Raw genomic sequence first — 23336 nt, forward strand, 5'->3', positions numbered from 1 at the left:
ATGTTCCGGCTCCGGAGCGTCTTTATTTTTTTAAACAGGGGATTTTGATTATGAACTTTCAGTATTATCTGCCGGTCAACCTGATCTTCGGGCGGGGGCAAATATCCCAGGTCGGTATTCAAACAGCGAAATACGGCAGGAAAGCGCTCATCGTCACGGGGCGGAACAGCACGAAGAAGTCGGGGCTTTTGGACAAAACGGCGGCGCTGCTCAAAGCGGCCGGCGTCGAGGCGGTCATCTTTGACGAGGTGGCGCAGAACCCCCTGACCGACACGGCGTACAGAGGCGCGGCCATCGCGGCGGAAAACGGCTGCGACGTGGTGGTGGGGCTCGGCGGCGGCAGCATGATGGACGCGGCGAAGGCCATCGCGTTTTTGAGCGAAAACAGCGGCGACATCAGCGACTACATCTTCGGCAGGAACGTGTCGGACCGCGCCCTGCCCATCGTCCTGGTGCCGACGACGTGCGGCACGGGGAGCGAGGGCAACGGGTTTGCCGTTTTGACGAATCCCGAAACGCACGACAAGAAGTCGCTCCGCTGCAGCGCCATCGTCGCCAAAGCGTCCATCATCGACCCGGAGCTCATGACGACGATGCCGAAAAGCGTCCTGGCCAGCGTCGGCTTTGACGCGCTGTGCCACAACATGGAGGCCTATCTGTCCCTGATCGGCCAGCCGATGACCGACATGATGGCGCTGGAGGGCATCCGCCTCTCCGGCAGCTATTTAAAGCGCGTTTACGACGACAGCGCCGACCTGGAGGCCTGGGAAAGCATCACCTGGGCCAGCACGCTCGGCGGCATGACCATCAATACCGCCGGAGTGACGGCGCCCCACGGGCTGGAGCATCCGGCCAGCGGCCTGCGGGACATCGTGCACGGGCGCGGCCTTGCGGCCCTGACGCCGGTCATCATCGAGGAATCCATCAAAGGCGCGCCGGAGAAATTCGCCGTCATCTCCAGGCTTTTAGGCGGCCGGGACGAGAACGACTGCGCCCTCAAGGTCCGGGAGCTGCTCGCCGCGCTGGACCTGACGACGACGCTGGGCGCCCAGGGCATCCGGGAAGAGGACGTGGACTGGATGGCGGAAAACTGCCTCAAGGTCTCCGCCGCCGGCATTGCCAATCACCCGGTGCAGTTCGGCCTTGAGGACCTCAAGCGGATTTACAGAAAAGCGCTGTAACGGCACACATTGCCAGGCTATACAAAACATTGTAAAGGAGACAGAATCATGCTCAAAGATGCGCTGCCGAAAATCGTCACTCCCCTGCCAGGCCCCAAGGCCAGGGAAATCATACAACGGCGGGCCGAAGCGGTCCCGGGGTCCATCAAATGCGCTTATCCCTGCGTCATCGCCCGCGGGGAAGGCGCGATGGTCGAGGATGTGGACGGCAACGTTCTCCTCGACTGGGTCGGCGGCGTCGGCGTGCTGAACATCGGCTACAGCCACCCGGAGCTCGTCGCGGCGGTCAAAGAGCAGTCGGAGAAATACTTCCACGCCATGATGAACATCATGACCCATGAGGGCTACATAAAGCTGGCCGAAAAGCTGAACGCGATCGTCCCGGTCAAGGGAACGAAAAGGAAGACCATGTTCGTCAACTCCGGCGCCGAGGCCGACGAGAACGCCGTCAAGATCGCCAAATCGTATACAAAGCGGCCGAACATCATCGTTTTTTCGGGCGCCTTCCACGGCAGGACGCTGCTGGCCTCCACCATGACGTCCAAAAAGGCGTATTCCGCCGGCATCGGGCCCTATCCGGACGGGGTGTACCGGGCGGAATTTCCCTATCTCTACAGGGCGCCCGGGTGCTATACCGAAGCGGAGGCCATACAGTATTACATCGAAAAGCTGGAGCGCGTTTTCGAGGAGGCGTCTCCCGCCGAGTATGTGGCGGCCATCGTCGTCGAGCCCGTGCAGGGCGAGGGCGGCTTTGTGCCCGCGCCGTTCGAGTGGATCAGGGCCGTGCGGAAAATCTGCGACGAGCACGGCATCCTGCTGATTGCCGACGAGGTCCAGACCGGCTTTGCCCGCTCGGGAAAAATGTTCGTTTCAAATTACTGGGCGGAATTCGGCTGCGCGCCGGACATTATCGCCACCGCCAAGTCCATCGCCGGCGGCGTGCCGCTCAGCGCCGTTACGGCCAGGGCCGAGATTTTTGACGGCGTAAAGGACGGGATCATCGGCGGCACATACGGCGGCAACGCGCTGGCCTGCGCCTCCGCGCTGAAGGTCATCGAGATCATCGAGCGCGACAAGCTCTGCGACCGGTCGCTTGACATCGCGGAAAAGTGCAAAAAGGCGTTTCTTTCGTGGAAAGACAAATACGAGGCGGTGGGCGACGTCCGGGGCATCGGCTGCATGATGGGCATTGAGTTCGTGACGGATAAAAAGAGCAAGGCGCCGAACGCGGGGCTCGTTGCCGCCATTGTCGTCGAGGCCGCCAAAAACGGGCTCATCATCGAGAGCGCCGGCGTTTACGGCAACGTGATCCGGTTCCTGTCTCCGCTCGTCGTCACCGACGCGCAGCTGGAGGCCGGCCTGTCCATTCTGGAAGCGGCGATCAAAGCCTGTGTGTAAACCGGACCTGGGGATTCGGTCGGAATAATTTAATACGGGGGGTCATTATGTCGGAAACAGTTATTAAAATCAATCTGGATAAGTACAGACTTGACGGCGAGGCGATCCTTGTCATCGACACGGTTGATAAAACGGCGCCGGCAAAGGGCGGCATCCGGGTGCACCCGGGCGTCACCGAGGAGGAGATCGCGGCGCTGGCCTCGGAGATGACAAAGAAATGCATTCTTGCCGATCTGCCTTTCGGCGGGGCGAAGGGCGGCATCAGGCTGAGGGACATGTCCAAGGTCGAAGAGGCCATGTACGCCTTTGGCCGGGAGCTCTCCAAGATAGAGGTGCTGCCTTACAAATGGTGCGCCGCGCCCGACGTGAACACCGGCGCCAGGAATATCGACGCCTTTATCGCCGGCTGCGCCTCGGTGAAGGGCTGGCGCAAGGCGCGCCTTGCCGCGACGGGCAAAAGCACAGGGATTCCGCACGAGCTGGGCAGCACCGCCCACGGCGTGGTGTACAGTATCGAGGAGACCATCAAAGGCCTGGACCTGGACTTGAGCCTCAGCGGCGCCCGCGTCATGGTGGAAGGACTCGGCGAGGTGGGCGGAAACGCGGTGAAAATACTGGCCGGAAAGGGCGCGAAGATCGTCGGTGTCAGCGACGTCAGCGGCGCGATGTACTGCCCGGACGGGTTTGATCCCGGCGAGCTCTGCGGCATGCTCGAGGCAAAGCTGCGCATCGAGGAATGCCTGTGCCAGTTCCACAAGGCCTGGTGCTATCCGAATCCGGCGGCGCTGCTCACCTTGGACGCCGACATTCTCGTCCTCGCCGGGCCGGGGCGCAGCCTCACCGCCGACGTGTGCCGGCGCCTGAAGGTCCGGCTGATCGCCGAGGGCGCCAATATCGCTTACGCGGACAACTGTTTGCGGCAGGCGGTCCATAAAATGGGCATCGTCTCCATCCCCGGGATCATCGCCAACTCCGGCGGCGTGATCTCCAGCTATGAGGAGTGGCTCCTCGAGCAGGAGGATTTGATCTCCATGCCGCTGGAGAGCAAATGGGAGCGTGTCAAGGCTTCGGTTGAACGGCGCATTTTAAGGAATATCACCGAGATGTGCGCCCTGCTCAAGACCACAGACAAAACGCCGCTCGAGTGCGCGTGGGAGATGTCGGACCGCCGCCTGGAAAGGGCCCGCACCGAGTCCCGCAACCTCCGGAATCTCACAAAGCAGATCAACCGGGAGCTGGAAGAAAAATTCGCGGTATATACGCGGTAGATATACGGGGCCCCGCCGGACGGCGGGGTCTTTTCTATGTGTACGACGGAGGGCGGGATATGCGGATGCCACTGAAATCGTCACGTAGGGCGGGGGCTTGCTCCCGCCGCTCTTGTGCCGTGCGGCGCCAACAGGGGTTCCCTCCTTCAGTCGCCTGCGGGCGACAGCTCCCTCGTCTGAGGGAGCCGGGAAAGGGCGGGTTCGGCAGAAAAACAGGCTGGTATCGGATGAAAAAGGGCTGGTATTTGATGTTTTTGGGCTGATATTGATTAAAAATGCCTTGTAAAGCTTTGAAATGGGGCTGGATTGGGGCGATATTTTCCTTGATATGTTACGGAAGTATGAAGCGTTTCGCGCTTAAAAAACAGTCAAAGCGTTGCGGTTACTGGATAATCGATTTTTGAAAATCTCGATTTGTGTTATATTTAAATATTTTTTCTGCGCGGCCTTTTCGTTCGGGCTTCCTGGATTCATTATAACACGGGCATTCCTTATTTTGCGTGATACGATGACCGGGTGAACACCCTGCCGTATAAAATTGGTTTGAAACGCGCGTAAAGGCCCCGCCGGGCGGCGGGGCCTTTACGCGTTCAGAAAGCCTACAGCTTATATTCCTTTTTTGTTGCTTCAAGGGCGCCGTCGACGCAGGAGAGGACCTTGTCGAATTCCTCGTAGGTGGTGGTGGCGGCGGGCTCGAAGCGGATGGTTTTGGCGTTGACGAGGGTGCCGGCGGTCATGATGCGCCGGGCGAACATCTCCTTGGCAAAGCAGTAGCCGATCTCGGACGTGGGGAACTCCACGCCGATCATCAGGCCGATGCCGCGCACGTCGGAGAGGACCTCGGGATATTTCTCCCGCAGGGCGCGCAGGCCGGCGAGCAGGTATTCGCCCTTTTCCCCGGCCTGCTTGGGGATATCATGCCTGAGCATATAGGCGATGGTGGCCAGCGCCGCCGAGCAGGCCAGAGGGTTGCCGCCGAAGGTGGGCGAGCCCAGGAGCCAGGGATTCTCCACGAGGGGCTCTATCCAGAGGCTGGGACGGCAGATGATGCCGGTGATGGGCATGACGCCCCCGCCGAAAGCCTTGCCGTACGTCATGATATCGGGGACGACGCCCTCGGCCTCACAGCGCCACATGGCGCCGGTCCGGCCCATGCCGGTTTGAATCTCGTCGAAGATCAGCAGCACGCCGTACTCGTCGCAGATCTGGCGGACCTCCTTCAGGTAGCCCTCGGGCGGAATGATGATGCCCGCCTCGCCCTGGATGGGCTCAAGAATGACGGCCGCGACGGTCTCCCCCACCGTGATGAGGTTTTTGATGGCCTTGCGGATATCGTCCGCCACGCCGTACTGCACGTGCTGCACCTGCTGGATCATCGGCAGGTACGGGGTGCGGTAGGTGTTCTTGCCGCCCATGGACACCGCGCCCATGGATTTGCCGTGGAAGCCCCCAACCGTAGAGATAAACCACCTTTTGCCGGACGCGATCCTGGCGAGCTTGATGGCCATCTCGACGGCCTCGGCGCCGCCGTTCGTGAAAAAGCAGTACTGAAGGTCGCCCGGGGTGATTTCGGCCATGACCCTGGCAAGATAGCCGCGCAGGGGGTCGACAAGCTCCTGGCTGTGGAGCGCCTGGTGGTCCAGCTGCGCTTTCACATAGCGAAGGATCTCGGGGTTCCGGTGGCCGCACATATAAATGCCGAAGCCGCCGAGACAGTCGATGAACTCTTCGCCGTTGACGTCCGAAAAGCTGTTGTCGTGATCCGTCCACTCCACGAACGCCGCGTTGGTCGACACCGATTTCCTGTACATGAGCCAGCCGGGATTGACATAACTGTTGTAATTGTCAATCGACTCCGTTGTGATCCGCCGGGCCTCGTCAGGGCTGAGCCGGTCCTTTTCGATCCAGCTCAAAACATCCTCGAGCTCTTTTACCGCTTTCTCTTTACACATTGTAACACTCCCTATAATTATTTTGATCAGGCGTTCAGCCCGATACGCCGATTTTGAACGGCGGTTTACTTATCGAACCAGCCCGTTTCGGCCGGCTGCAGGCTGATATTGATCTGCTTGACCTCCGTATACTCCTCGTAGCCGTAGGTGCCCAGGTCGCGGCCGATGCCGCTCTGGCGGTAGCCGCCCCAGGGCGCCTCGCAATAGGTCGGATGGTAGGCGTTGATCCAGGTGATGCCGGCCCGCAGCTTTTTGATGACGCGCAGGGCCTTGGCCCCGTCGTTTGTAAACACGCCGCCGGCCAGGCCATAGTCGGTATCGTTGGCCAGCCGGAGGGCCTCCTCCTCCCCGTGGAACTTCTGCACGGCCAGCACGGGCCCGAAAATCTCTTCCCGGACGACGCGCATATCGGGCGTTGTGTCGGCAAAGATCGTCGGCTCGACGAAGAAGCCCTTGTCCAGGCCGCCCGTCACGATGCGATTGCCGCCGCACAGAAGGCGCGCGCCCTCCTTTTTGCCGAGCTCTATATAGCCGAGCACCTTTTCCATATGCTCCCGGCTCACCAGGGGGCCCATCTCCGTCTTCTCATTGAGGCCGTTGCCCACGCGGATTTTTTTGGCGCGTCCGGCAAGGGCTGCGAGGAATTTATCGTAAATCGTATCCTCGAGAATCAGCCGCGAGCCGGCCGAGCAGACCTCGCCCTGGTTGCAGAAGATGCCGAACAGCGCGTAATCCACGGCGATATCGAAGTCGGCGTCGGCAAAGACGATGTTCGGGGACTTGCCGCCCAGCTCCAGCGAGATGCTCTTGATGTTGCCCGCCGCCGCGCGCATGATGCTGCGGCCCGTCTCAGTGCCGCCGGTGAAGGCGACCTTGTCGATGTCCATATTGGCGGCGATCTCGCTGCCGACGGCGCCGCCGGGCCCCAGGACGAGGTTGGCCACACCCTTTGGAAAACCGGCCTCCTCGAGAAGCTCAAAGAATTTGACGGCTGTGAGCGGCGTGGCCTCCGCCGGCTTGAAGACGATGGTGTTGCCCGCGGCCAGGGCCGGCGCGATTTTCCACATGGCCATCAAAAGCGGATAATTCCACGGCACGATGAGGCCGCAGACGCCGATGGCCTCGCGCACCGTCATGGCCTGCATGGGATCGGAGACATCGTAGGTCTGGCCGTGGGGCTTTGTGGCCAGGCCCGCGTAGTACCGAAGGCAGGACACGGCGTCGTTCACGTCAAAAACGGATTCCCGCAGGGGCTTGCCGTTGTTTTTCGTCTCCAGCGCGGCGAATTCCTCTCCGCGGCTTTCCAGCAGGCCGGCCGCCTTGAGCAGGAGCCCGGCCCGCTCGGCGGGCTTTGTATCCATCCAGCCGTCCTCGTAGAACGCCCGTTTGGCGGCGGCCACCGCTTTTTTGACGTCCTCAGCCCCGCCGCGGGCCACGGTGCCGAGCAGACTGCCGTCGGCCGGGTTGACCACGTCCCGTGTCTGGCCGGAAATGGACGGCGTCCACGCCCCGTCGATATACATTTTACCGTTTAGCATAATTAGCCTCCTTCTGACTCCTCGATCAGCTTGTGAATTTGGCCCACATGTCGTTGTAGGTGTCGATGGCCTTGTCGACGTTTTCGATGTACTGGCCCTTGGCGAATATCTCGGAGGGGATGTTCGCGGCCTCGTCATTTTTATAATCGTCGCCCAGCAGTGCCACGGCGGCCGTGTTCGGGTTCAGATACGGATAGACCTTGGATATCTCGGCGCTGGCCTTGGCGTCCAGGATATAGTTGAGGAACTTCTCGGCGGCGTCGATATTCTTTGAGCCCTTGACGATGCAGAGGTTATCCAGGAACAGCGTATTGCCCTCCCTGGGGTAGACGAGCTTCACATCGGGATTGTCCTTCATGGCCAGGGACGCCTCGGCGTTCCACATCAGGCCGATGGACGCCTCGCCGTTGATCATGGAGGTTTTCGGGGAGTCGCTGTCGAGGATCTTGATATTGCCCTTGAGGTCCATCAGGCGGTCGCCGACCTTCTGGAGGACGGCAGGGTCCGTCTCGTTGGCGGAATAGCCCAGACTCATGGCGACGATGCCGGCAATGATCCTGAAATCGTCCAGGGCGACGATGCTGTTGGCATATTCAGAGTCAAACAGCTGCGTGTAGGAGGTGATATCCTCCGTGACGACGCTCTTGTTGACCACGAGCTCGCAGACGCCGCCGCGGTAGGGCACCGAATACTCGTTGGCCGGGTCGAAGCTCTGCTTCAGGTACGACGGGTCGATATTGGAAAGGTTCGGGATTTTAGACAGGTCGAGCTTTTCCAGGAGCCCCTGCTGGATCATGTTCGCCACCATGTAGTCGCTGGGGACGACGATATCGTAGGTGCCGGGGCTGCTGCTCTTGACCTTGGACAGCATCTCCTCATTGTCGGAATACATGGAGACGTTGACCTTGATGCCGGTCTCTTTGGTAAACTCGTCGATGACCGGCTGGGGCAGGTATTCCGTCCAGATATACAGATTGATGGTGCCGGCGTCGGCACCGGCGCCGGTTTTTTGGGCGCAACCGGGCAGCAGCAGGAGGGAGGCGGCCGTCACAGCGGCCAGGATAACGCCGATGATCTTTTTCATAGTGCATACTCCTCTCAACTTTTATTGTTTTTATTTTTTAATCCGCCCATCTGCGTCAGGAAGACGAGCAGGGCCGTTGCGGCAAGGACAAGCGTCGTCAGCGCGTTGACGTCCGGCGTGACGCCCGCGCGGATGAGCTGCATGACCTTGATGGGGAACGTGGTCGTGGCCGGGCCGGCCGTAAAGGAGCTGATGATGACGTCATCGATGGACAGGGTAAACGCCAAAAGCGCGCCGGACAGGATGCCCGGGAAGATGATGGGCAGGGTGACGTTTATGAACGTCTCCGTCTTATTGGCGCCCAGGTCCATCGACGCCTCCTCGATGGAGCGGTCAAAGCCGAACAGGCGCGCCTTTACCGTAAACACCACAAAGGGGATTTGAAACGTGACGTGGGCCAAAATCAGCGAAAACAGCCCCATGGGCACCTGCGTGAGCGAAAACAGCGACAGAAGGGAGATGCCCAGGACGATCTCCGGGATCACGACCGGAATGTACAAAAGCGCGTCGATGATCCCCTTGCCCTTGAATTTGTAGCGCCACATGCCGACGGCGGCCAGTGTCCCGATAACGGTCGAGACGAGCGTGGAGCACACGGCGACGACGAGGGTATTCCCAAAGGCCTTGAGCAGGGCGGCGTCCTGCATGAGCTTGCCGAACCACTGCAGGCTGAAGCCGGTGAACCTGATGTTGTTCGTGTTGGCGTTGAACGCGAACACGACGACCACGGCGATCGGCAGGTAGAGGAGCAGGTAAATGAGCCACGCGTACGCGGAGGAGCCCGCGCGCATCGCCGCGAGCTTCGCTTTCTTTGTCTTCAAATGCGTCCTCCCCCTTTCAGACCAGGTCTTCCATCTTGCCGCCCGAGACCCTGTAGACGCCCACGAGCAGGAGCGTCAGGACGATCAGGCCGATGGAGAGCGCCGAGCCCAGCGGCCAGTTGTTGCCGGCGTTGAACTGGGTCTGAATGAGATTGCCGATCAGCTGCTGGCTCCCGCCGCCCATGATGTCGGAGACGAAGAAGATGCCGAGCGTCGGGATGAAGACCATGATGGCCCCGGCGAAAATACCGGACGATGTGAGCGGCAGCGTGACCTTTGCAAATGTCCGGGCCCGCCTGGCTCCCAGGTCGCTGGAGGCCTCCAGCAGCGACCAGTCCAGCTTTTCGATGGCCGCGTAAAGCGGCAGCACCATGAAGGGAAACAGAATATAGACCATGCCCAGCAGCACCGCCCCGCGGGTATACATGAATTCCACCGGCTGGCCGATAAGACCGACGGCCTGAAGGACCGAGTTGACGACGCCGGTTTTCGCCAGAAGCGTCCGCCAGCCGTAGAGGCGGATGAGCGAGTTGGTCCAGAAGGGGATCATCAGAAAGGCCATCATGAGGACCTTTTTGCGCCCGCCGGCCCGCGCCATTTTATAAGCGAAGGGATAGCCCAGCAGGACGCAGAAAACCGTCGTCAGAAAGGCGATGATGAAGGAGTTCAAGTAAATCTTCATGTACGTGGGGTCGAACAGCTTGGCGTAATTTAGAAGATTGAACTGAAAAACGACGCTGTAGCCGTCCGTGGTCATGAAGCTCAAAAACAGCACATACAGCAGTGGGAGGCCGATCAGGAGAACCATCCACAGCGTCACCGGCGAAACGGTGACCAGCGCCGGGATCACCCGGCCGCGCCTGGTCAGTTTTTTCATGCGCTCACCCCAGCTTCATATTTTCAATGGCGGTGTATATCACCTGATCCCTGGACCGGATGATCACGGAATCTGCCGGCGCCCAGGAGACGTAGGCGGCGCTGCCGGCCGGGGGCAGCGGCTGGCCGGCGAGCTTGCTGACCTTGACCTCAAACCCGTTGGGCAGGGTGACGTTGCATTTGACGATGGACCCGACGTAGATCTGGTCCTTGACGATGCCGCGCAGCGAGAAGCCCGGGACGGGTTCCGCGCACAGCGCCGTCTTTTCGGGCCGGACCGAGAGATAGACCACCTCCCCCGCCGACGGCGCCGCGCCGCCGCTGCTGAGCACCTCGCCCGTCTCGGTGGAAAGCGCCAGCAGCTCCCCGTCGGCCGACGTCACCGTCGCCTCTAAGACGTTCGATTCCCCGATGAAGTCGGCCACGAATTTTGTCACCGGCTTTTCGTAGATCACATCAGGCTTGTCAAGCTGCTCGATATAGCCCTGATACATGACGGCGATCCTGTCGCTCATGGTCAGGGCCTCCTCCTGGTCGTGGGTCACGTAGACAAAGGTGATGCCCAGCTTTTTCTGCAGCCGCTTCAGCTCCACCTGCATCTGCTTTCGGAGCTTGAGGTCCAGGGCGCCCAACGGCTCATCCAGTAAAAGGACCTTCGGATTGTTGATGAGCGAGCGCGCGATCGCCACGCGCTGCTTCTGGCCGCCCGACAGCTGGCTTGGGTATCTCTTTTCATAGCCCGACAGCTGGACGAGCGCCAGCATTTCCTCGACCCTGCTCCTGATCTCCGCCTTTTTGACCTTTTTGACCTTCAGGCCGTAGGCCACATTGTCATAAATCGTCATGTGGGGGAAAAGCGCGTAGCTCTGAAAAACGGTGTTGACGTCCCGCTCAAAGGGCTCCTTTTCCTCCACAGGGACGCCGTCGATCAGTATCGTCCCGTCCGACGGGGATTCAAAGCCGCCGATCATGCGGAGCGTCGTCGTTTTGCCGCAGCCCGACGGGCCGAGCAGCGTGAGAAACTCCCCTTCGTAAATGTCCAGATTCATATCATGGACAACGTGCGTCTCCCCGAATTTCTTGTTGACCTTTTTGATCTCAACAATCGGCTTATTCAAAGACATGCATTACACCCCTGTAAAAAGCAAAGAGGCTATATACACGCTGCATATAACCTCTTCGTCATATTTTTTATTCATTTCTAAATGGCGCTGTCCCCGCGCTCGCCGGTCCTGATCCGCATGGCGTCTTCCACGGGGAATATAAAGACCTTTCCGTCACCGACCTTGCCGGTGGCGATCCGCTCCCTGACGTCGAGCAGGATGCTTTCGACCAGCTCATCCTCGACGACGGCCTCGATCCTGATTTTCGGCAGGAGATTGATTTTTGTCTTGTAGCCCTTGATCTCCTGGACGGCATCCTCGTCCGTAAAGCCCCGCTGCGTCCCGCAGCCCATCGCCGTCATGACGGTCATGCCGCCGCAGCCGTGCTCATCCAGAATACTCTTGACAATCTCCAGCTTTTCCGCCCTGATTATGAATACGATATCCTTCACCGGAACAAACCTCCTTTTCTCTTGCCAGTGCTTCTCCTGAAAATGAGTATAGACCCTCAAGTAACTTGAGAGTCCATACACTTTTTTCGTATATTTCATTTTTCTGATTTTTCAACAAACCGGCCGCTATTTTAAATCGCCGCAATTGTGCAGGATGCACCGAATCATTCCTGCATAATGATCGAATTATACGTTATCTATTATCTTATATTGCAATTTATATCATCATAAAATTCATTTTATAAGCGCCTGAATTTCAAAAAGGCATTCCCGCCAATCGAAAAACGTCAGCGCGACTTCCGAGGCGATGACTCTTTTGGGATGAAGGTCATTTTTGTTCAGGTAGTCCAGAAACGGCTGGAGGTCCATGTCCCGGGAGAAGATTTTCGTTATGCAGCAGGCGTAGTCGCCCGCCGGGAGTATCTCTATGGTGCCCGCGTCCGTGTTGCGGTACGATTCAAGCTCAAGATATTCCGCCAGCGTATCGATCTCGCTGTTCAGGAATTTGTCAAGGTCGAGGTAATATCCATAATGCCGCTTGATCGATTTCAGGTGCTTCAGCTCATTTTCGGTGAGCTGCTGCAGCTTCAGGTGCAGGGAATCATTGGTAAAATCCTCTTCCCAGAAGGCCGGGACGACGGCGCGCTCAGGAATATGCTTTTGATAGATCAGGTCACCCTTCTGTATTCTGGCCTTCTCCGTCCACTGCCGTTCCATCCAGCCGATGTCGGCCACGACCTCCTTGAGGCGGCGCAGCTCGGCCTTGACGCTTTTCCTCTGCTCCTCCAGAAAATCGACGAAGCGCTGGTCGTCCTGGCTCTCCAGCACGCCCTTCAGGTCCTTGAGGGGCAGCTTCATATCGCGGCACATCTTGATGATTTCAATCTGCCAGAAATGCTCGTAGCCATAATAACGAAACCCTGTTTCCTCATCGACGTAGCTCGGCTTTATGAGGCCCATCTGGTCGTAGAAACGCAGTGCCGAGACGGAAACCCCGGTCATTTTCTGCATCTCCCCAATGGAAAATCGTTCTTTAGCCACGCAATTACCCCCGTCTCCTTCCGGTTTGAAATTTATTATAGCATAAGTTTTCAGCGTTTTACAAACGGCGGCAGCGAAGTATCGAATTAAAATAATAAAGCCTCTCTTCCGTTTGGATTCGGGAAGAGAGGCTTTATGACGGTCACGCAAGCGGCTTTAAGCAGCCAGCATCCGGTTCCGGAGGGCGACGGCGGTTTTCAATACCAATAGCGGCTTTTTTCGTCCTGGGCGCTGAAGATGCCGGTGGAGAGATAGCGCTCTCCCGTATCGGGGAGGATGGCGACCACGGTCTTCCCGGCGTTTTCAGGGCGGCGCGCGGCACGCGCCGCGGCAAACGCCGCCGCGCCCGACGATATGCCCACAAGCAGGCCCTCCTCGCGCGCCAGCACCTTTGCCGTGTCGATGGCCTCGGCGTCGAGCACCGTATAAATTTCGTCCACCAGCTTCAGGTCGAGCACGTCCGGCACAAAGCCCGCGCCGATGCCCTGAATCTTATGGGGCGACGGGTTGCCGCCCGACAGCACCGGGGAAGCGGACGGTTCCACGGCGATGAGCCTGACCTCCGGCTTTTTCTCCTTCAGATACCTGCCCGCGCCTGTGATGGTGCCGCCGGTGCCCACGCCGCCCACAAGAATGTCGACTTTGCCCCGGGTGGCTTCCCAGATTTCGGGGCCGGTGGTCTCATAATGGATTTTCGGGTTTGCGGGGTTGTTGAACTGCTGCAGGATAACGGCGTTTCTGGCCTGGGTCTGCAGCTCCTCCGCCTTGCGCACGGCGCCCTTCATGCCGGCCGCGCCGGGGGTGAGCACCAGCTCCGCGCCCAGGGCCGTCACCAGCGCCCGCCGCTCCTGGCTCATGGTATCGGGCATGACCACAACGATCTTATAGCCCCGCGCCGCCGCCACGAAGGCCAGCCCCACGCCCGTGTTGCCGCTGGACGGCTCGATGATGACGCTGTCGGGCTTTAAGATGCCGCGCTCCTCCGCGTCGAGGATCATCGCATAGGCGATGCGGTCCTTCACGCTGCCGAGGGGGTTGAAATACTCCAGCTTGAACAGCAGGTCCGACTCGTGTATCCCCGCCGTTTTCCCAAATCGCCCGGGCCGGAGGATCGGCGTGGCGCCGATCAGGTCGGTCAGGTTGTCTACGATAATGTTTGCCATATTGTCCTCCTTAGCCGGCCAGTTCGCTTTGTTTGATATTGTCGGACGTGTCGCTCTCAAACCACGCTTTGCTGAGCGGCAGGCCCACGTTCCGGGAGATGTTCCGGGAAAAATTCGTATTTTTCAGCGCCTTGGCCGCTTTTCGGGCCAGCTCGTAGGCCCCGAGATAGCCCATATAGTTCAGCGTCTGGCCGTACAGCGGTATGCTGGGGATGCCCAGCCGCGAGGACCAGCCGTTGGCGCCGCCGTGGCCGCAGTAGAGATCGGGCTTGAGCTTTTTCAGCAGGTTCAGCTCCTCGGCGGGCTGTCCGGCGGCCACGGTGATCTGCAGATTCGGGTCGAACAGATCGTCGATGATGTCCTCGACGAAGCGGTCGACGTTGTGCGCCTTGATGCCTGTGAGCTTCATGCCCAGGTCTCTGGCAAAGAAGTCGGCCGTGGTGAGAATGCGCAGCTCTCCGCCGCCGACATAGACGCTTTTGCCCTCCAGCACCGCGCGGAACGGCTTGAGCGCTTCCTGCAGCTGCGTGTTTTCCAGCTCGATGACGCGCTCGGCCTCCTCTTCCAGGCCGAAGAATTTTGCGATCTCGCGCACCCACTGGTTGGTGCTGCGGATGCCGATGGGCAGGGTGTCGATGATATACGGGATGCCGAAGCGCTCTTTCAGGTGGCCCAGCAGATAATCGTCGTGGGTGGCGCAGATGCTGACATTTAAAGCAGCCTCGCCGATGCGCGCCAGGTCGTCCAGCGACGCGTGCAGCGGCAGGACGCGGGGTATCAGGCCCAGCGACGCCACGATCCGCGACAGCTCCGCTTCGTCGCCGCTGGAGTTGGACCCTACGTTGAAAATGTTCACCGTGCGGGAGATGTTGTAGCGCTTCAGCGCGTCCCGCCCCTCGTCCGGGAACACCTGGCCGTACTCCTGGATCGGGTCGGCCAGATGCCGCAGGAGGGCGTGATACGCGCTGTCGTAGCCGGAGGCGACGTACCGGCTCTTCAGCCCCTCGCAGTGCACGGGCACGATCTTTGCGGAAATGCGGCCGTCCAGCTCCGAGGCCAGCGAATCGATGTCATCGCCGATGATGCCCGGCACGCAGCCGTTGGCCACGATGATCGCCTCGGGGTGGTAGCGCGTTTCGGCGTAGAGTATGGCCCGACGCAGCTTATCCAGGCCCCCGTGGATCACGTCGACCTCCGTCATGTTGGTGTGCAGCCATATAAACTCCTCGGCGGGCTTGCCTTTGGAGGCGCGCATCGTTTTGCGCAGTCCTCCGGAGCCGAGAAAGTTTGAGCTGCACCCCAGGGGCGAATGGACGATCACCACCACGTTTGTAAAGCTGCTGACGATGCCCAGGGCAAGGTTCAGCTGGCAGCCGCCGCTCTGCGCGAACTTCCGGCTTTGGAGCTGGGCGCAGCCGGCCTTGACGTCGCGGGTCAGCTGTCCGCAGCCGCCGCAGTAGGCGGAGCAGACACCGATGCGGGTCTCGCGCACCGGCGGGGTGACCGTACGCGCAAAGTCGTACGTCAATTCATCAATGTATTTTGCCATTTGCGATTTCCTCCTATCTCGCCGAAACCAGATTTGTCAATAGGTCCTCCACGAAGGTGAGCGCCCCGCGGAACCCCACGTAGCCCTTGCTCAGCACCACGCGGTTGGTCACGGGGAAGGCGACGGACAAAAAGCCCGCGCCCAGCTTTTCGGCAAGGCTGCTCTCGATGACGCTGCCGACCACGTACGCCGGAGACAGCGCGTCGTAATACTTGCCGTTGTTGTTGCGCGGCCAGCTGTTGCGGACGTGCTCGAGGAGCAGGCCGGCGTTCTGCTCAAAAATGACCCGGGGCTTCGCTGCCGAGCTGATGTCGTCAAAGCGGGCCGCGTAGAGCTTTTGCTCATCCTCTTCCTCAATGTCGTTGACCGCCACAAGGTGCGGTATCCAGCCCAGGTCGTTGGCGAGGAAGCGGGTGATCGCGTGGGCGTAGTAGCTGTCGGCGGCGACGATGGCGTAACGCTGGAAGTCCAGGTCGGCATAGATATCGACAATGCGTTCAAGAAAGGAATAATACTCGGCTTTTTCAGCCGCGATGACCGCCTCGATCAGCGCGGGATCGACGTTCAGCGCGCCGCCTATCTGGCGCAGGAAGCTTTCCGTCCCGGACGGGCCGATGGGCAGCTCGGCGTTCACGTACGGGATACCGGCGCGGGCGCAGAGCCGTTCGGCCGGGTCAAGTCCCGCCGCGGGCGACAGCACGGCGCTGAGGGCGGCGGAGCCGTACCCGCGGATATCGGCGACGGTGTCGCCGGTGGCGAAAAAGGTGTTGGCCTTTACGCCGATTTTGGCCAGCAGAATCTTCAGCTGGTCGAGATTGCCCTTGAAAAACACGTCCTGCCCCGGCACGACGCCGAAGAGGTTGACCGTTTTTTCCTCCCGCGCGGCCGCGGGCTCTATGACATTCTCCACCAGCGCGTTCATGACCGCGTCATAGCCCTTCAGGGCGTTGCCGCGGAAGCCGGGCGTGCTGACGCCGATGACGTTCCTGTCCTTAAAGCGGTTTGCCACGGCCACGGCATCGTCGCCGATGATCTCCACCTGGCAGCCGGTGACGACCACATAAAGGTCGCCGTCCAGGGCAAACAGGGTGCTTTCTATCTGCTCGGCCAGCCGCCCTTCCCCGCCGAAGACGACATTGTTCTCGGCGATATTGGAGGTGGAGAGCATCGTACCGCCGCAGTATCCCACGCCGCGGTATCCCGCCGCGACGTTGTATGTATTCGAAAGATAGTTGGCGCAGCCGCCTGCGGCGTGGATGATGGGGACAACGTGATGCAGCCCCTCCAGCGTGCTGATGGCGCCGCCAAGCGCGCAGGCAAATTTTGCCCGTTCAATAAAATCAGTCATTTTAATCACCTACGAATTATTTAACAATTTACCGTTCTGCATTTCCAATCGCCTGCAGTCCAGCCCGGCGAGCCCGCCGGTTTCGTGCGTCACGACGAGCACGGCCGCGCCGGACCGCGCCGCATCGGCAAAGAGGGCGAACACGGCCGCCGCGTTCGCCGCGTCCAGGTCGGATACGGGCTCGTCGGCAATCAGCAGCCTGGGCGTGTTCAGCAGCCCGCGGGCGATGGACACGCGGCGCAGCTCGCCGCCGGAGAGCTCCGCGGGGTACTGCCCCGCCAGGTGCGCGATGCCCACCCGCTCCAGCAGCTCCCGCGCTTTTGCCGAAGGGTCGGCGCGCGCGCCGAGATAATACGGCAGGCAGACGTTTTCGAGCACCGTCAGGTTGGCCAGGATACTGTGGCCCTGGGGGATGTAGCCGATTTCTCCGCGGCGCAGGCGGGAAAGGGCGTCGTCGTCCAGCTTTGTCAGTTCCTTGTTGTCAAAGACGGCCGTGCCGCCGTCGGGCGGGATGATGCCCGCGAGCATATTGAGGAACGTGCTCTTCCCGCTGCCGGAGTGGCCGCTGACGACGGCGAATTCTCCCCCGTCAAGCGTGAAGTCCACGCCGTCCACGGCGTTAAAGGCGTCTTTGCCGCGTTTATAGCGTTTGGTGAGTTTGCGGACGTCCAGCAGCATTATTCTCCTTCCCTCGTCAGCGCGTATGTGGCGAGCCTGCCGATTTTTCCAGTTGAGCGCAGCGAGGCCAGCGGCCCCGTGACAAAGGCCAGGATGAACCCGCCGCCGATGAGGCCCGCCAGCACGGCGCCGGACGGGCGCAGATACGGAATGTCGGCGCTGAGCCCGATGGCCGTCCCGAACGGGAAATAGATCACGCAGACGAGCGCCGCGCCGAGCAGCGCCCCGGCAAAGCTCACCAGCGCCGACTCGGACAGGACGACGCGCGTGAGCTGCCGGCGCGTGGCCCCCAGGGCACGGTAGACGCCGAACTCCCGTTTCCGCTCATTGACCGACACGCTGAAGAGTATCGCCAGCACCCCGGCGGCGATGACCCACAGGAGCACGATCAGGACGCCGAAGAGCTTCAGCAGCGCGTTCAGGTCATGGGAAACATCGCCGAGCATCGCCTGCGTCAGGACGACGCCCACGCCCTCCTGGCGGAAATCGTAGCGTATGGAGCGGGCGAAGTCGTCAAGCTTTACGCCGGGCTTCACATCGACCACGAGGCTCGACACAACGCCGCTGCCGTCGGGGACATTCTCGCCGCCCAGGGCCGCGTAGTCCCGCAGGGCGACCTGCGCCGTGGGCATATCGGCGAATACGGAGGTATCGAAGCCCATACCCGTCCGCTCCAGCTTGGCGGCGACGGTGTACTGGCGGTTGAAGAACGTCAGCTTTTGGCCGGGCGTGCCCAAAATGGAGTTGCCGACGACGATCTCGCCCGCCGGCAGGCCGCCCTGCAGTTTTTCGGACAGCCACGGCGAAATGACAAAATCTGTTTTGGGGTCAAAGCCGATAAACTGTACCACCGACGAGCAGTGCGGCGAGTCGAAGGAGGCGATAAACAGCTGCGGAGAAACCTGTTCGATCCCGTCCGCCGCCATCAGCCGCGCGGCGAGCGCCGGCTCAAAGTAAAACGCGCTCGGCTCGCCGCGCAGCAGCGCGCCCTCGGCCTTGTTTTCATAGCCCGCCGGGACGAGGAGCGCGTCCGCCCCCAGACGCGCCGCCGTGCTGCGGGTGCCGCTCAAAAGGCTGGCCGCCAGCAGCGACCCGCCCGTCAGCGCGAAGGCCAGCAGCGCCACCAGTCCCGCCTGGCACAGCGCCCTGTAATACCGACGGCTGATGTTGCGCAGGGCAAGCGCGTTGACGACGCCGTACCTTTTCCAGCTTTTCACCATAATCACCTTCTTTACGAGGCCAGACCGGGGGCCTTCATTTTCATCAAAGGACCGCGTCGGGCATAATCTTATCCGCAACGCTCTCCGCCGGCAGGCGCGCCGCCGCGCCGGCGGGCTCGCGGTTATCCTGGAGCAGCTCCCAGACGCGGTGGTACAGCAGGTTGAAGTCGGGGGTGTTGCGCACGCTGCCGATGCGCCTCGGGCGCGGCAGGTCGATGTCGATGACCTCCTTGACGGCGCCGGGGGACCGGGAGAGCACCGCGACCTTATCGGCCAGGCCGACCGCTTCCTCGATGTTGTGGGTGACAAAGAGCACCGTCTTGCCCGTCTTTTCCCAGATTGACAGCAGCTCATCCTGCATGACTTCGCGGGTTTGCGCGTCCACCGCGGCGAAGGGCTCATCCATCAGCAGCACATCCGGGTCGTAAGCGAGGATACGCGCAATCGCGGCGCGCTGCTGCATGCCGCCGGAGAGCTCGTAGGGATAGTGGTTCTCAAATCCCGCAAGGTCCACCAGCTTTATGTAGTGGTCGCTGATTTCCCGGCGTTCCTTTCTGGGCACGCCCTTGATTTCCAGCCCAAGCTCCACATTTTTGCGCACCGTCCGCCACGGGAACAGCGCGTAGCCCTGCAGGACGATACCGCGGTCCAGCGCCGGGCCCTCCACAGGCTTGTCGTCAATGAGTATCTGCCCGGTTTCGGGCCTGGACAGGCCGATCAGCAGATCCAGCAGCGTCGACTTGCCGCAGCCGGACGGCCCGACGATGGTGACGAACTCCCCCTGATCGATCGACAGGTTGAAGTCCCTGAGGGCGTAGAACTTTTCCGTCTTGCTTCCTTTTTTTCCATAGGTGCGGCTGAGGTTTTTAATTTCGATTTTAGCCATTTGCGTCTCCTTCGATCATCAGCGTTACTCTTCTGCAAACAGCACGGTGGAGAGGTACCGCTCGCCCGTATCGGGCAGCACGGCGACAATGCGCCTGCCCTTGTTCTCGGGGCGCCTGCCAAGCTCCAGGGCCGCGAACGCCGCCGCGCCCGAGGACAGGCCGACCAGCAGCCCCTCGACCCTGCCCAGCGCGCGCGCCGTGTTCAGCGCGTCCTCATTGGATACGGCAACGATCTCGTCAATCAGCGCGCTGTTCAGCACGTCCGGGACGAAGCCCGCGCCGATGCCCTGAATGATGTGCGACCCGGGCTTGCCGCCGGAGAGCACGGGCGAATTTTTCGGCTCGACGGCCACGATTTTCACCTCGGGGTTAAGCGTTTTCAAAACCTCTCCCACGCCGGTGAGCGTCCCGCCCGTGCCCACGCCCGCGACAAAAAAGTCGACTTTGCCCTCTGTGTCGCGCCATATCTCAACGGCGGTGGTGGCGCGGTGGATGGCGGGATTGGCGGGGTTGGAAAACTGCTGCAAAATAACGGAATTAGGAATCTCCTCCTTGAGCGCCTCCGCTTTGGCGATGGCCCCCTTCATCCCCTCGGGGCCGGGCGTGAGGACCAGCTCGGCGCCAAGGGCGCGCAGGAGGTTGCGGCGCTCCACGCTCATCGTTTCAGGCATGGTGAGGATGACCCTGTAGCCCTTGATGGCGGCCACGAACGCCAGCGCGAGGCCGGTGTTGCCGCTGGTGGGCTCGATGATGACGCTGTCCGGCTTCAGCTGGCCGCGCTCCTCCGCGTCCTTGATCATGGCGTAGCCGATGCGGTCCTTGACGCTCCCCAGCGGATTGAAGTACTCCAGCTTGAGCAGGACGTCCGCCTTGATGCCCCCGCGCCGGAGAAGGATGCCGGGGCGCAGCAGCGGCGTGTTGCCTATCAGCTGCGTAAGATTGTCGGCAATCATAACGGCCTCCGGCTCAGGACAGCTCGGGCTCGAATTTAAAGGTGACCATATCGTCTACGGTGACCTGCCCCTGCTTCAGGGCGCCCGAGCTGACAAGATCGTCGATCCACGGCTGGACGTAGCTGCGGGGGATGCCGTCCCCTTCATAATAATAGTGCGTGGCGTGGACCTCCTGCTTGATATGCTCGGCGGTCAGCTTGGCGGCTTCGTCGGGGTTTGCGTTGATCCATGTCTGGGCCTTCTTCACCGCGTTGACGAAGTGCTGGACGTTTTCGGGATATTGGGCGATATAATCGTCGGTAAAAGCATAGAAGAAGGTACCGGCGGCGGCGCCGAGGCCGGCGTCGAAGGAATCCGCGATCTGCTTATAGCCCGCCTGCTCGGCAAGGTAATAGAACGGCGGGTGGATGAACACGAGGTCCAGCTGTCCCTGCTCCAGGGCCTGCAGGGCCGCCGTCGTCGAATCCATCTGCACGTACTCGATGCGGGATTTATCCAGGCCGTTATGCTCGAAGATCGCGTTCAGAATGAAGCTTGTGCACGTGGGGACCGTGCCGTTGACGGTGATCTTCTGGCCCGATTTGTAATCCTTCAGATCGGCAAGAGAGGTGATGGCGCCGTCCTTGGCGGCGTACAGGCGCATATGCCTGAGCGCCGGGTCGACATCCTCCGGCGGGTCGACGATATTCAGCGACACGGCCTTGAGCGTCGCGCCCTGGCTGACCCAGGTGGCCAGCTCGTTGGGATGTGTGTCCAGCACGTCGTTCGTGCCGTTCAGCAGGGAGGGCAGCTGTGTGGAACCGGCGGGAATTTCACCGGTATACTCGATTTTCAGTCCCTCCTCGGCGAAGAAGCCCTTCTTATCCGCGACGACGAAAGGCGTCGAGGTGCATTCCAGCTTGCTGGAGGTGCGGATCGTGATCAGGTCGCCGGAGGGCGCCGCGGAGGACGAGGGAGAGGCGGAGGCCGTCTGGTCCGGGGAGGACGCCGGGCTCTGCGAGGGGGCGGCCGACGCTCCGGAGCTGCCGGAGGCGCAGCCAGTCAGCAGCGCGGCGCTCATGGCGAGGAGCAGCGCGGCGGCGGATAGTTTGGCATTGAATTTTTTCATTTTCATTGGGAAGTATCTCCTTTCTAAATTTGCGCGCCGTCGGCGCGCGGATATGGCGCGGTTATGGATTTTCATTTTCGACAACAACAACATGAGAGCATTTCTTCTTGCCTCCTCTCACCCTTCTGTTTTCAACTCAATTAAAGGCTGCTTCTTTCCACACGAGGAATTTCTTTTCCAGCCGCGTGAAGAGAAAGTTGAACAGGATCGCCAATACAGTAATGTATAAAATGGAACCGTAGATAAGGTTCAGGTTGTACATGGCCTGCTTTCTGATGTAATACCAGCCCAGGCCGGAGGACGCGCCGATGGTTTCGGCGGCGACGATCATAAAGAACGCCACGCGTATGGCTATTTTCAGGCCGGTAAAGATGTCGGGCAGGGTATAGGGAAATATGACGCTGATAAAAATTTTCGCCCTGCTCGCCCCCATGGCCCGGGTGGCGGCGATCAGCTTCAAATCGACGTTTTTCGCCGCCTCCTGCGTGGTGGTCAGGATGGGCCAGATGCAGGCCCAGAACACGATGGCGACCTTCTCCTGCATGCCGATACCGAAAAGTATCATGAAGATGGGGATGATCGCGAACGGATTTATCTTTTCGCAGACCTTGAAAAAGGGGATAAACAGCCGTTCCAGCGAGCGGAAATATGTACCCAGCAGAAAGCCGAGGACGTTTCCCACAACGCCGGCCAGGAGGAACCCCAGGCCGATGCGCTTAAAGCTTTCCAGCGTTTGAAAAAGGAGCTGCTCCTTGGGGTCCACGAAGGCGTGGAGCATGGCGACGACGATTTTGGTGGGCTGCGGCAGCACGCCCCGGGGCGCGTAATACGCGCCGACCTCCCAGAGGACGAAGAACGCCAGCAGCGGAATAATGGCAATGGTCGCCCGTTTTATTTTACTTTTCATTCTCAGCTCTCCATTCTCCTCTCAGGCCGCCGCGTCTTCCGGCAGCTGCTTCCATTTGACGATGCGGTTTTCCAGCTTGAGCATCAGGAGGTTCAGCAAAAAGCCGAGCACGGCGGCGAGTATCGCCCCGAGGTAAATCAGCGGCACCTGGCCCATGCGCTGCGAATGATTGATCAGCCAGCCGATGCCGGATTCTCCGCCCATTGTTTCCGCGCCGATAAGAATGAGAAAGCAGTTCGTCATGCCCAGGCGGATGCCGCGCATGAGGTTGGGCAATACCGCGGGGAGGATGACCTTGACAAACAGCGTCAGGGGGCCGGCATTCATGGTGCGCGCGCAGCGGATCAGCTTGGGGTCGATATCCTGAATGCCCTGGATCGTCGTGAACAGCAGCGGCCAGAAGCCCGACCAGAAGATGACGATGGCAATGGATTTTTCTCCGGGGCCCCAGATCATCGTAATAACCGGGAACAGGATGTAGGCGGGTATCTGCGAGAGGAACTGCATCAGCGAGCGCAGGGCCAGAGCCACCTTCGGCACCGCGCCGCCCATCAGAAACGCCAGGGGCAGCCCTCCGGCCACGCACAGCAGGAAGCCGATGAGCACGCGCCGCAGACTGACGCCAACGTTCAGCAGCACCTGGGGAATCGTCATTTTCACCGCTTCCGTGGCGATGGTGCTGAGCGAGGGCACGTACATCGGATTCGTCCAGCCGAGGCTGGGGGCGAGCTGCCAGATGACAAGCAGGATGATCAAAAGGTAAAAGCTCATCAGCCGCTTGTTCGCTTTAATAAGGAAACGTTTCATGC

At 60.5% G+C, this 23336-nt stretch carries 21 protein-coding genes; 3 read left to right on the plus strand and 18 right to left on the minus strand.

Annotated features, from left to right (window positions below):
• Positions 1–50 precede the first annotated feature (50 nt).
• The 3 genes from BUB60_RS08670 to BUB60_RS08680 are packed head-to-tail and all read left to right on the plus strand — an operon-like array spanning position 51 to position 3847.
• Positions 51–1181, plus strand: coding sequence for an iron-containing alcohol dehydrogenase (locus BUB60_RS08670; protein ID WP_073077817.1), 1131 nt, complete (start codon positions 51–53; stop codon positions 1179–1181).
• A 48-nt stretch (positions 1182–1229) separates the two neighbouring features.
• Complete coding sequence (locus BUB60_RS08675) at positions 1230–2579, plus strand: aspartate aminotransferase family protein (protein ID WP_073077819.1); 1350 nt, start codon at positions 1230–1232, stop codon at positions 2577–2579.
• 47 nt (positions 2580–2626) lie between these two features.
• Positions 2627–3847 carry a Glu/Leu/Phe/Val family dehydrogenase gene (locus BUB60_RS08680; protein WP_073077821.1) on the plus strand — a complete coding sequence of 407 codons (1221 nt, stop codon included), beginning with the start codon at positions 2627–2629 and terminating at the stop codon, positions 3845–3847.
• Between the two features lie 599 nt (positions 3848–4446).
• Here the strand turns inward: BUB60_RS08680 and BUB60_RS08685 are convergent.
• From BUB60_RS08685 to BUB60_RS08770, 18 genes are all read right to left on the minus strand, one after another.
• On the minus strand, positions 4447–5799 hold the full coding sequence (locus tag BUB60_RS08685) for a putrescine aminotransferase (RefSeq protein WP_073077823.1): 1353 nt from the start codon (positions 5797–5799) through the stop codon (positions 4447–4449).
• A 65-nt stretch (positions 5800–5864) separates the two neighbouring features.
• The gene (locus BUB60_RS08690) at positions 5865–7337 is read right to left on the minus strand and encodes an aldehyde dehydrogenase family protein (protein WP_073077826.1); all 1473 of its coding nucleotides are present in this window, start codon (positions 7335–7337) and stop codon (positions 5865–5867) included.
• Positions 7338–7362: 25 nt separating this feature from the next.
• The gene (locus BUB60_RS08695) at positions 7363–8421 is read right to left on the minus strand and encodes a polyamine ABC transporter substrate-binding protein (protein WP_073077829.1); all 1059 of its coding nucleotides are present in this window, start codon (positions 8419–8421) and stop codon (positions 7363–7365) included.
• A gap of 14 nt (positions 8422–8435) precedes the next feature.
• The gene (locus tag BUB60_RS08700) at positions 8436–9242 is read right to left on the minus strand and encodes an ABC transporter permease (protein WP_341444181.1); all 807 of its coding nucleotides are present in this window, start codon (positions 9240–9242) and stop codon (positions 8436–8438) included.
• Between the two features lie 16 nt (positions 9243–9258).
• On the minus strand, positions 9259–10119 hold the full coding sequence (locus BUB60_RS08705; RefSeq protein WP_073077832.1) for an ABC transporter permease: 861 nt from the start codon (positions 10117–10119) through the stop codon (positions 9259–9261).
• 4 nt (positions 10120–10123) lie between these two features.
• The gene (locus tag BUB60_RS08710; protein ID WP_073078125.1) at positions 10124–11236 is read right to left on the minus strand and encodes an ABC transporter ATP-binding protein; all 1113 of its coding nucleotides are present in this window, start codon (positions 11234–11236) and stop codon (positions 10124–10126) included.
• Between the two features lie 83 nt (positions 11237–11319).
• Entirely contained in the window at positions 11320–11673 is a 354-nt protein-coding gene (locus BUB60_RS08715) for a P-II family nitrogen regulator (RefSeq protein WP_073077834.1), read from the minus strand.
• A gap of 234 nt (positions 11674–11907) precedes the next feature.
• On the minus strand, positions 11908–12714 hold the full coding sequence (locus BUB60_RS08720) for a MerR family transcriptional regulator (RefSeq protein WP_143162305.1): 807 nt from the start codon (positions 12712–12714) through the stop codon (positions 11908–11910).
• A 197-nt stretch (positions 12715–12911) separates the two neighbouring features.
• Positions 12912–13877, minus strand: a complete 966-nt coding sequence (gene cysK / locus BUB60_RS08725) for a cysteine synthase A (RefSeq protein ID WP_073077838.1) — start codon at positions 13875–13877, stop codon at positions 12912–12914.
• 10 nt (positions 13878–13887) lie between these two features.
• Entirely contained in the window at positions 13888–15426 is a 1539-nt protein-coding gene (locus BUB60_RS08730) for a nitrogenase component 1 (protein ID WP_073077840.1), read from the minus strand.
• A gap of 13 nt (positions 15427–15439) precedes the next feature.
• Positions 15440–16774, minus strand: a complete 1335-nt coding sequence (locus BUB60_RS08735) for a nitrogenase component 1 (protein WP_073077842.1) — start codon at positions 16772–16774, stop codon at positions 15440–15442.
• Positions 16775–16783: 9 nt separating this feature from the next.
• The gene (locus BUB60_RS08740) at positions 16784–17452 is read right to left on the minus strand and encodes an ABC transporter ATP-binding protein (protein WP_073077844.1); all 669 of its coding nucleotides are present in this window, start codon (positions 17450–17452) and stop codon (positions 16784–16786) included.
• Positions 17452–18672, minus strand: coding sequence for an ABC transporter permease (locus BUB60_RS08745; protein WP_073077846.1), 1221 nt, complete (start codon positions 18670–18672; stop codon positions 17452–17454). Before BUB60_RS08745 ends, BUB60_RS08740 begins: the two co-directional genes overlap by 1 nt.
• A 43-nt stretch (positions 18673–18715) precedes the next feature.
• Positions 18716–19558, minus strand: coding sequence for an ABC transporter ATP-binding protein (locus BUB60_RS08750; RefSeq protein ID WP_073077848.1), 843 nt, complete (start codon positions 19556–19558; stop codon positions 18716–18718).
• 24 nt (positions 19559–19582) lie between these two features.
• A complete protein-coding gene (gene cysK, locus BUB60_RS08755; RefSeq protein WP_073077850.1) occupies positions 19583–20512 on the minus strand; it encodes a cysteine synthase A in 930 nt (309 codons plus the stop codon).
• Positions 20513–20525: 13 nt separating this feature from the next.
• A complete protein-coding gene (locus tag BUB60_RS08760; protein WP_073077852.1) occupies positions 20526–21626 on the minus strand; it encodes an ABC transporter substrate-binding protein in 1101 nt (366 codons plus the stop codon).
• 130 nt (positions 21627–21756) lie between these two features.
• On the minus strand, positions 21757–22527 hold the full coding sequence (locus tag BUB60_RS08765; protein WP_073077854.1) for an ABC transporter permease: 771 nt from the start codon (positions 22525–22527) through the stop codon (positions 21757–21759).
• A gap of 21 nt (positions 22528–22548) precedes the next feature.
• On the minus strand, positions 22549–23334 hold the full coding sequence (locus BUB60_RS08770; protein WP_073077856.1) for an ABC transporter permease: 786 nt from the start codon (positions 23332–23334) through the stop codon (positions 22549–22551).
• Positions 23335–23336 lie beyond the last annotated feature (2 nt).

It is taken from the genome of Sporobacter termitidis DSM 10068 (assembly GCF_900130065.1).
GTDB classification, from domain to species: domain Bacteria; phylum Bacillota; class Clostridia; order Oscillospirales; family Oscillospiraceae; genus Sporobacter; species Sporobacter termitidis.

Coding starts and splice junctions, on each gene's coding strand:
- BUB60_RS08695 (WP_073077829.1), bottom strand. CDS start 8,421: ATGAAAAAGATCATCGGCGTTATCCTGGCCGCTGTGACGGCCGCCTCC.
- BUB60_RS08685 (WP_073077823.1), bottom strand. CDS start 5,799: ATGTGTAAAGAGAAAGCGGTAAAAGAGCTCGAGGATGTTTTGAGCTGG.
- BUB60_RS08760 (WP_073077852.1), bottom strand. CDS start 21,626: ATGAAAATGAAAAAATTCAATGCCAAACTATCCGCCGCCGCGCTGCTC.
- BUB60_RS08740 (WP_073077844.1), bottom strand. CDS start 17,452: ATGCTGCTGGACGTCCGCAAACTCACCAAACGCTATAAACGCGGCAAA.
- BUB60_RS08670 (WP_073077817.1), top strand. CDS start 51: ATGAACTTTCAGTATTATCTGCCGGTCAACCTGATCTTCGGGCGGGGG.
- cysK (WP_073077838.1), bottom strand. CDS start 13,877: ATGGCAAACATTATCGTAGACAACCTGACCGACCTGATCGGCGCCACG.
- cysK (WP_073077850.1), bottom strand. CDS start 20,512: ATGATTGCCGACAATCTTACGCAGCTGATAGGCAACACGCCGCTGCTG.
- BUB60_RS08690 (WP_073077826.1), bottom strand. CDS start 7,337: ATGCTAAACGGTAAAATGTATATCGACGGGGCGTGGACGCCGTCCATT.
- BUB60_RS08745 (WP_073077846.1), bottom strand. CDS start 18,672: ATGGTGAAAAGCTGGAAAAGGTACGGCGTCGTCAACGCGCTTGCCCTG.
- BUB60_RS08680 (WP_073077821.1), top strand. CDS start 2,627: ATGTCGGAAACAGTTATTAAAATCAATCTGGATAAGTACAGACTTGAC.
- BUB60_RS08675 (WP_073077819.1), top strand. CDS start 1,230: ATGCTCAAAGATGCGCTGCCGAAAATCGTCACTCCCCTGCCAGGCCCC.
- BUB60_RS08750 (WP_073077848.1), bottom strand. CDS start 19,558: ATGGCTAAAATCGAAATTAAAAACCTCAGCCGCACCTATGGAAAAAAA.
- BUB60_RS08770 (WP_073077856.1), bottom strand. CDS start 23,334: ATGAAACGTTTCCTTATTAAAGCGAACAAGCGGCTGATGAGCTTTTAC.
- BUB60_RS08730 (WP_073077840.1), bottom strand. CDS start 15,426: ATGGCAAAATACATTGATGAATTGACGTACGACTTTGCGCGTACGGTC.
- BUB60_RS08705 (WP_073077832.1), bottom strand. CDS start 10,119: ATGAAAAAACTGACCAGGCGCGGCCGGGTGATCCCGGCGCTGGTCACC.
- BUB60_RS08735 (WP_073077842.1), bottom strand. CDS start 16,774: ATGACTGATTTTATTGAACGGGCAAAATTTGCCTGCGCGCTTGGCGGC.
- BUB60_RS08765 (WP_073077854.1), bottom strand. CDS start 22,527: ATGAAAAGTAAAATAAAACGGGCGACCATTGCCATTATTCCGCTGCTG.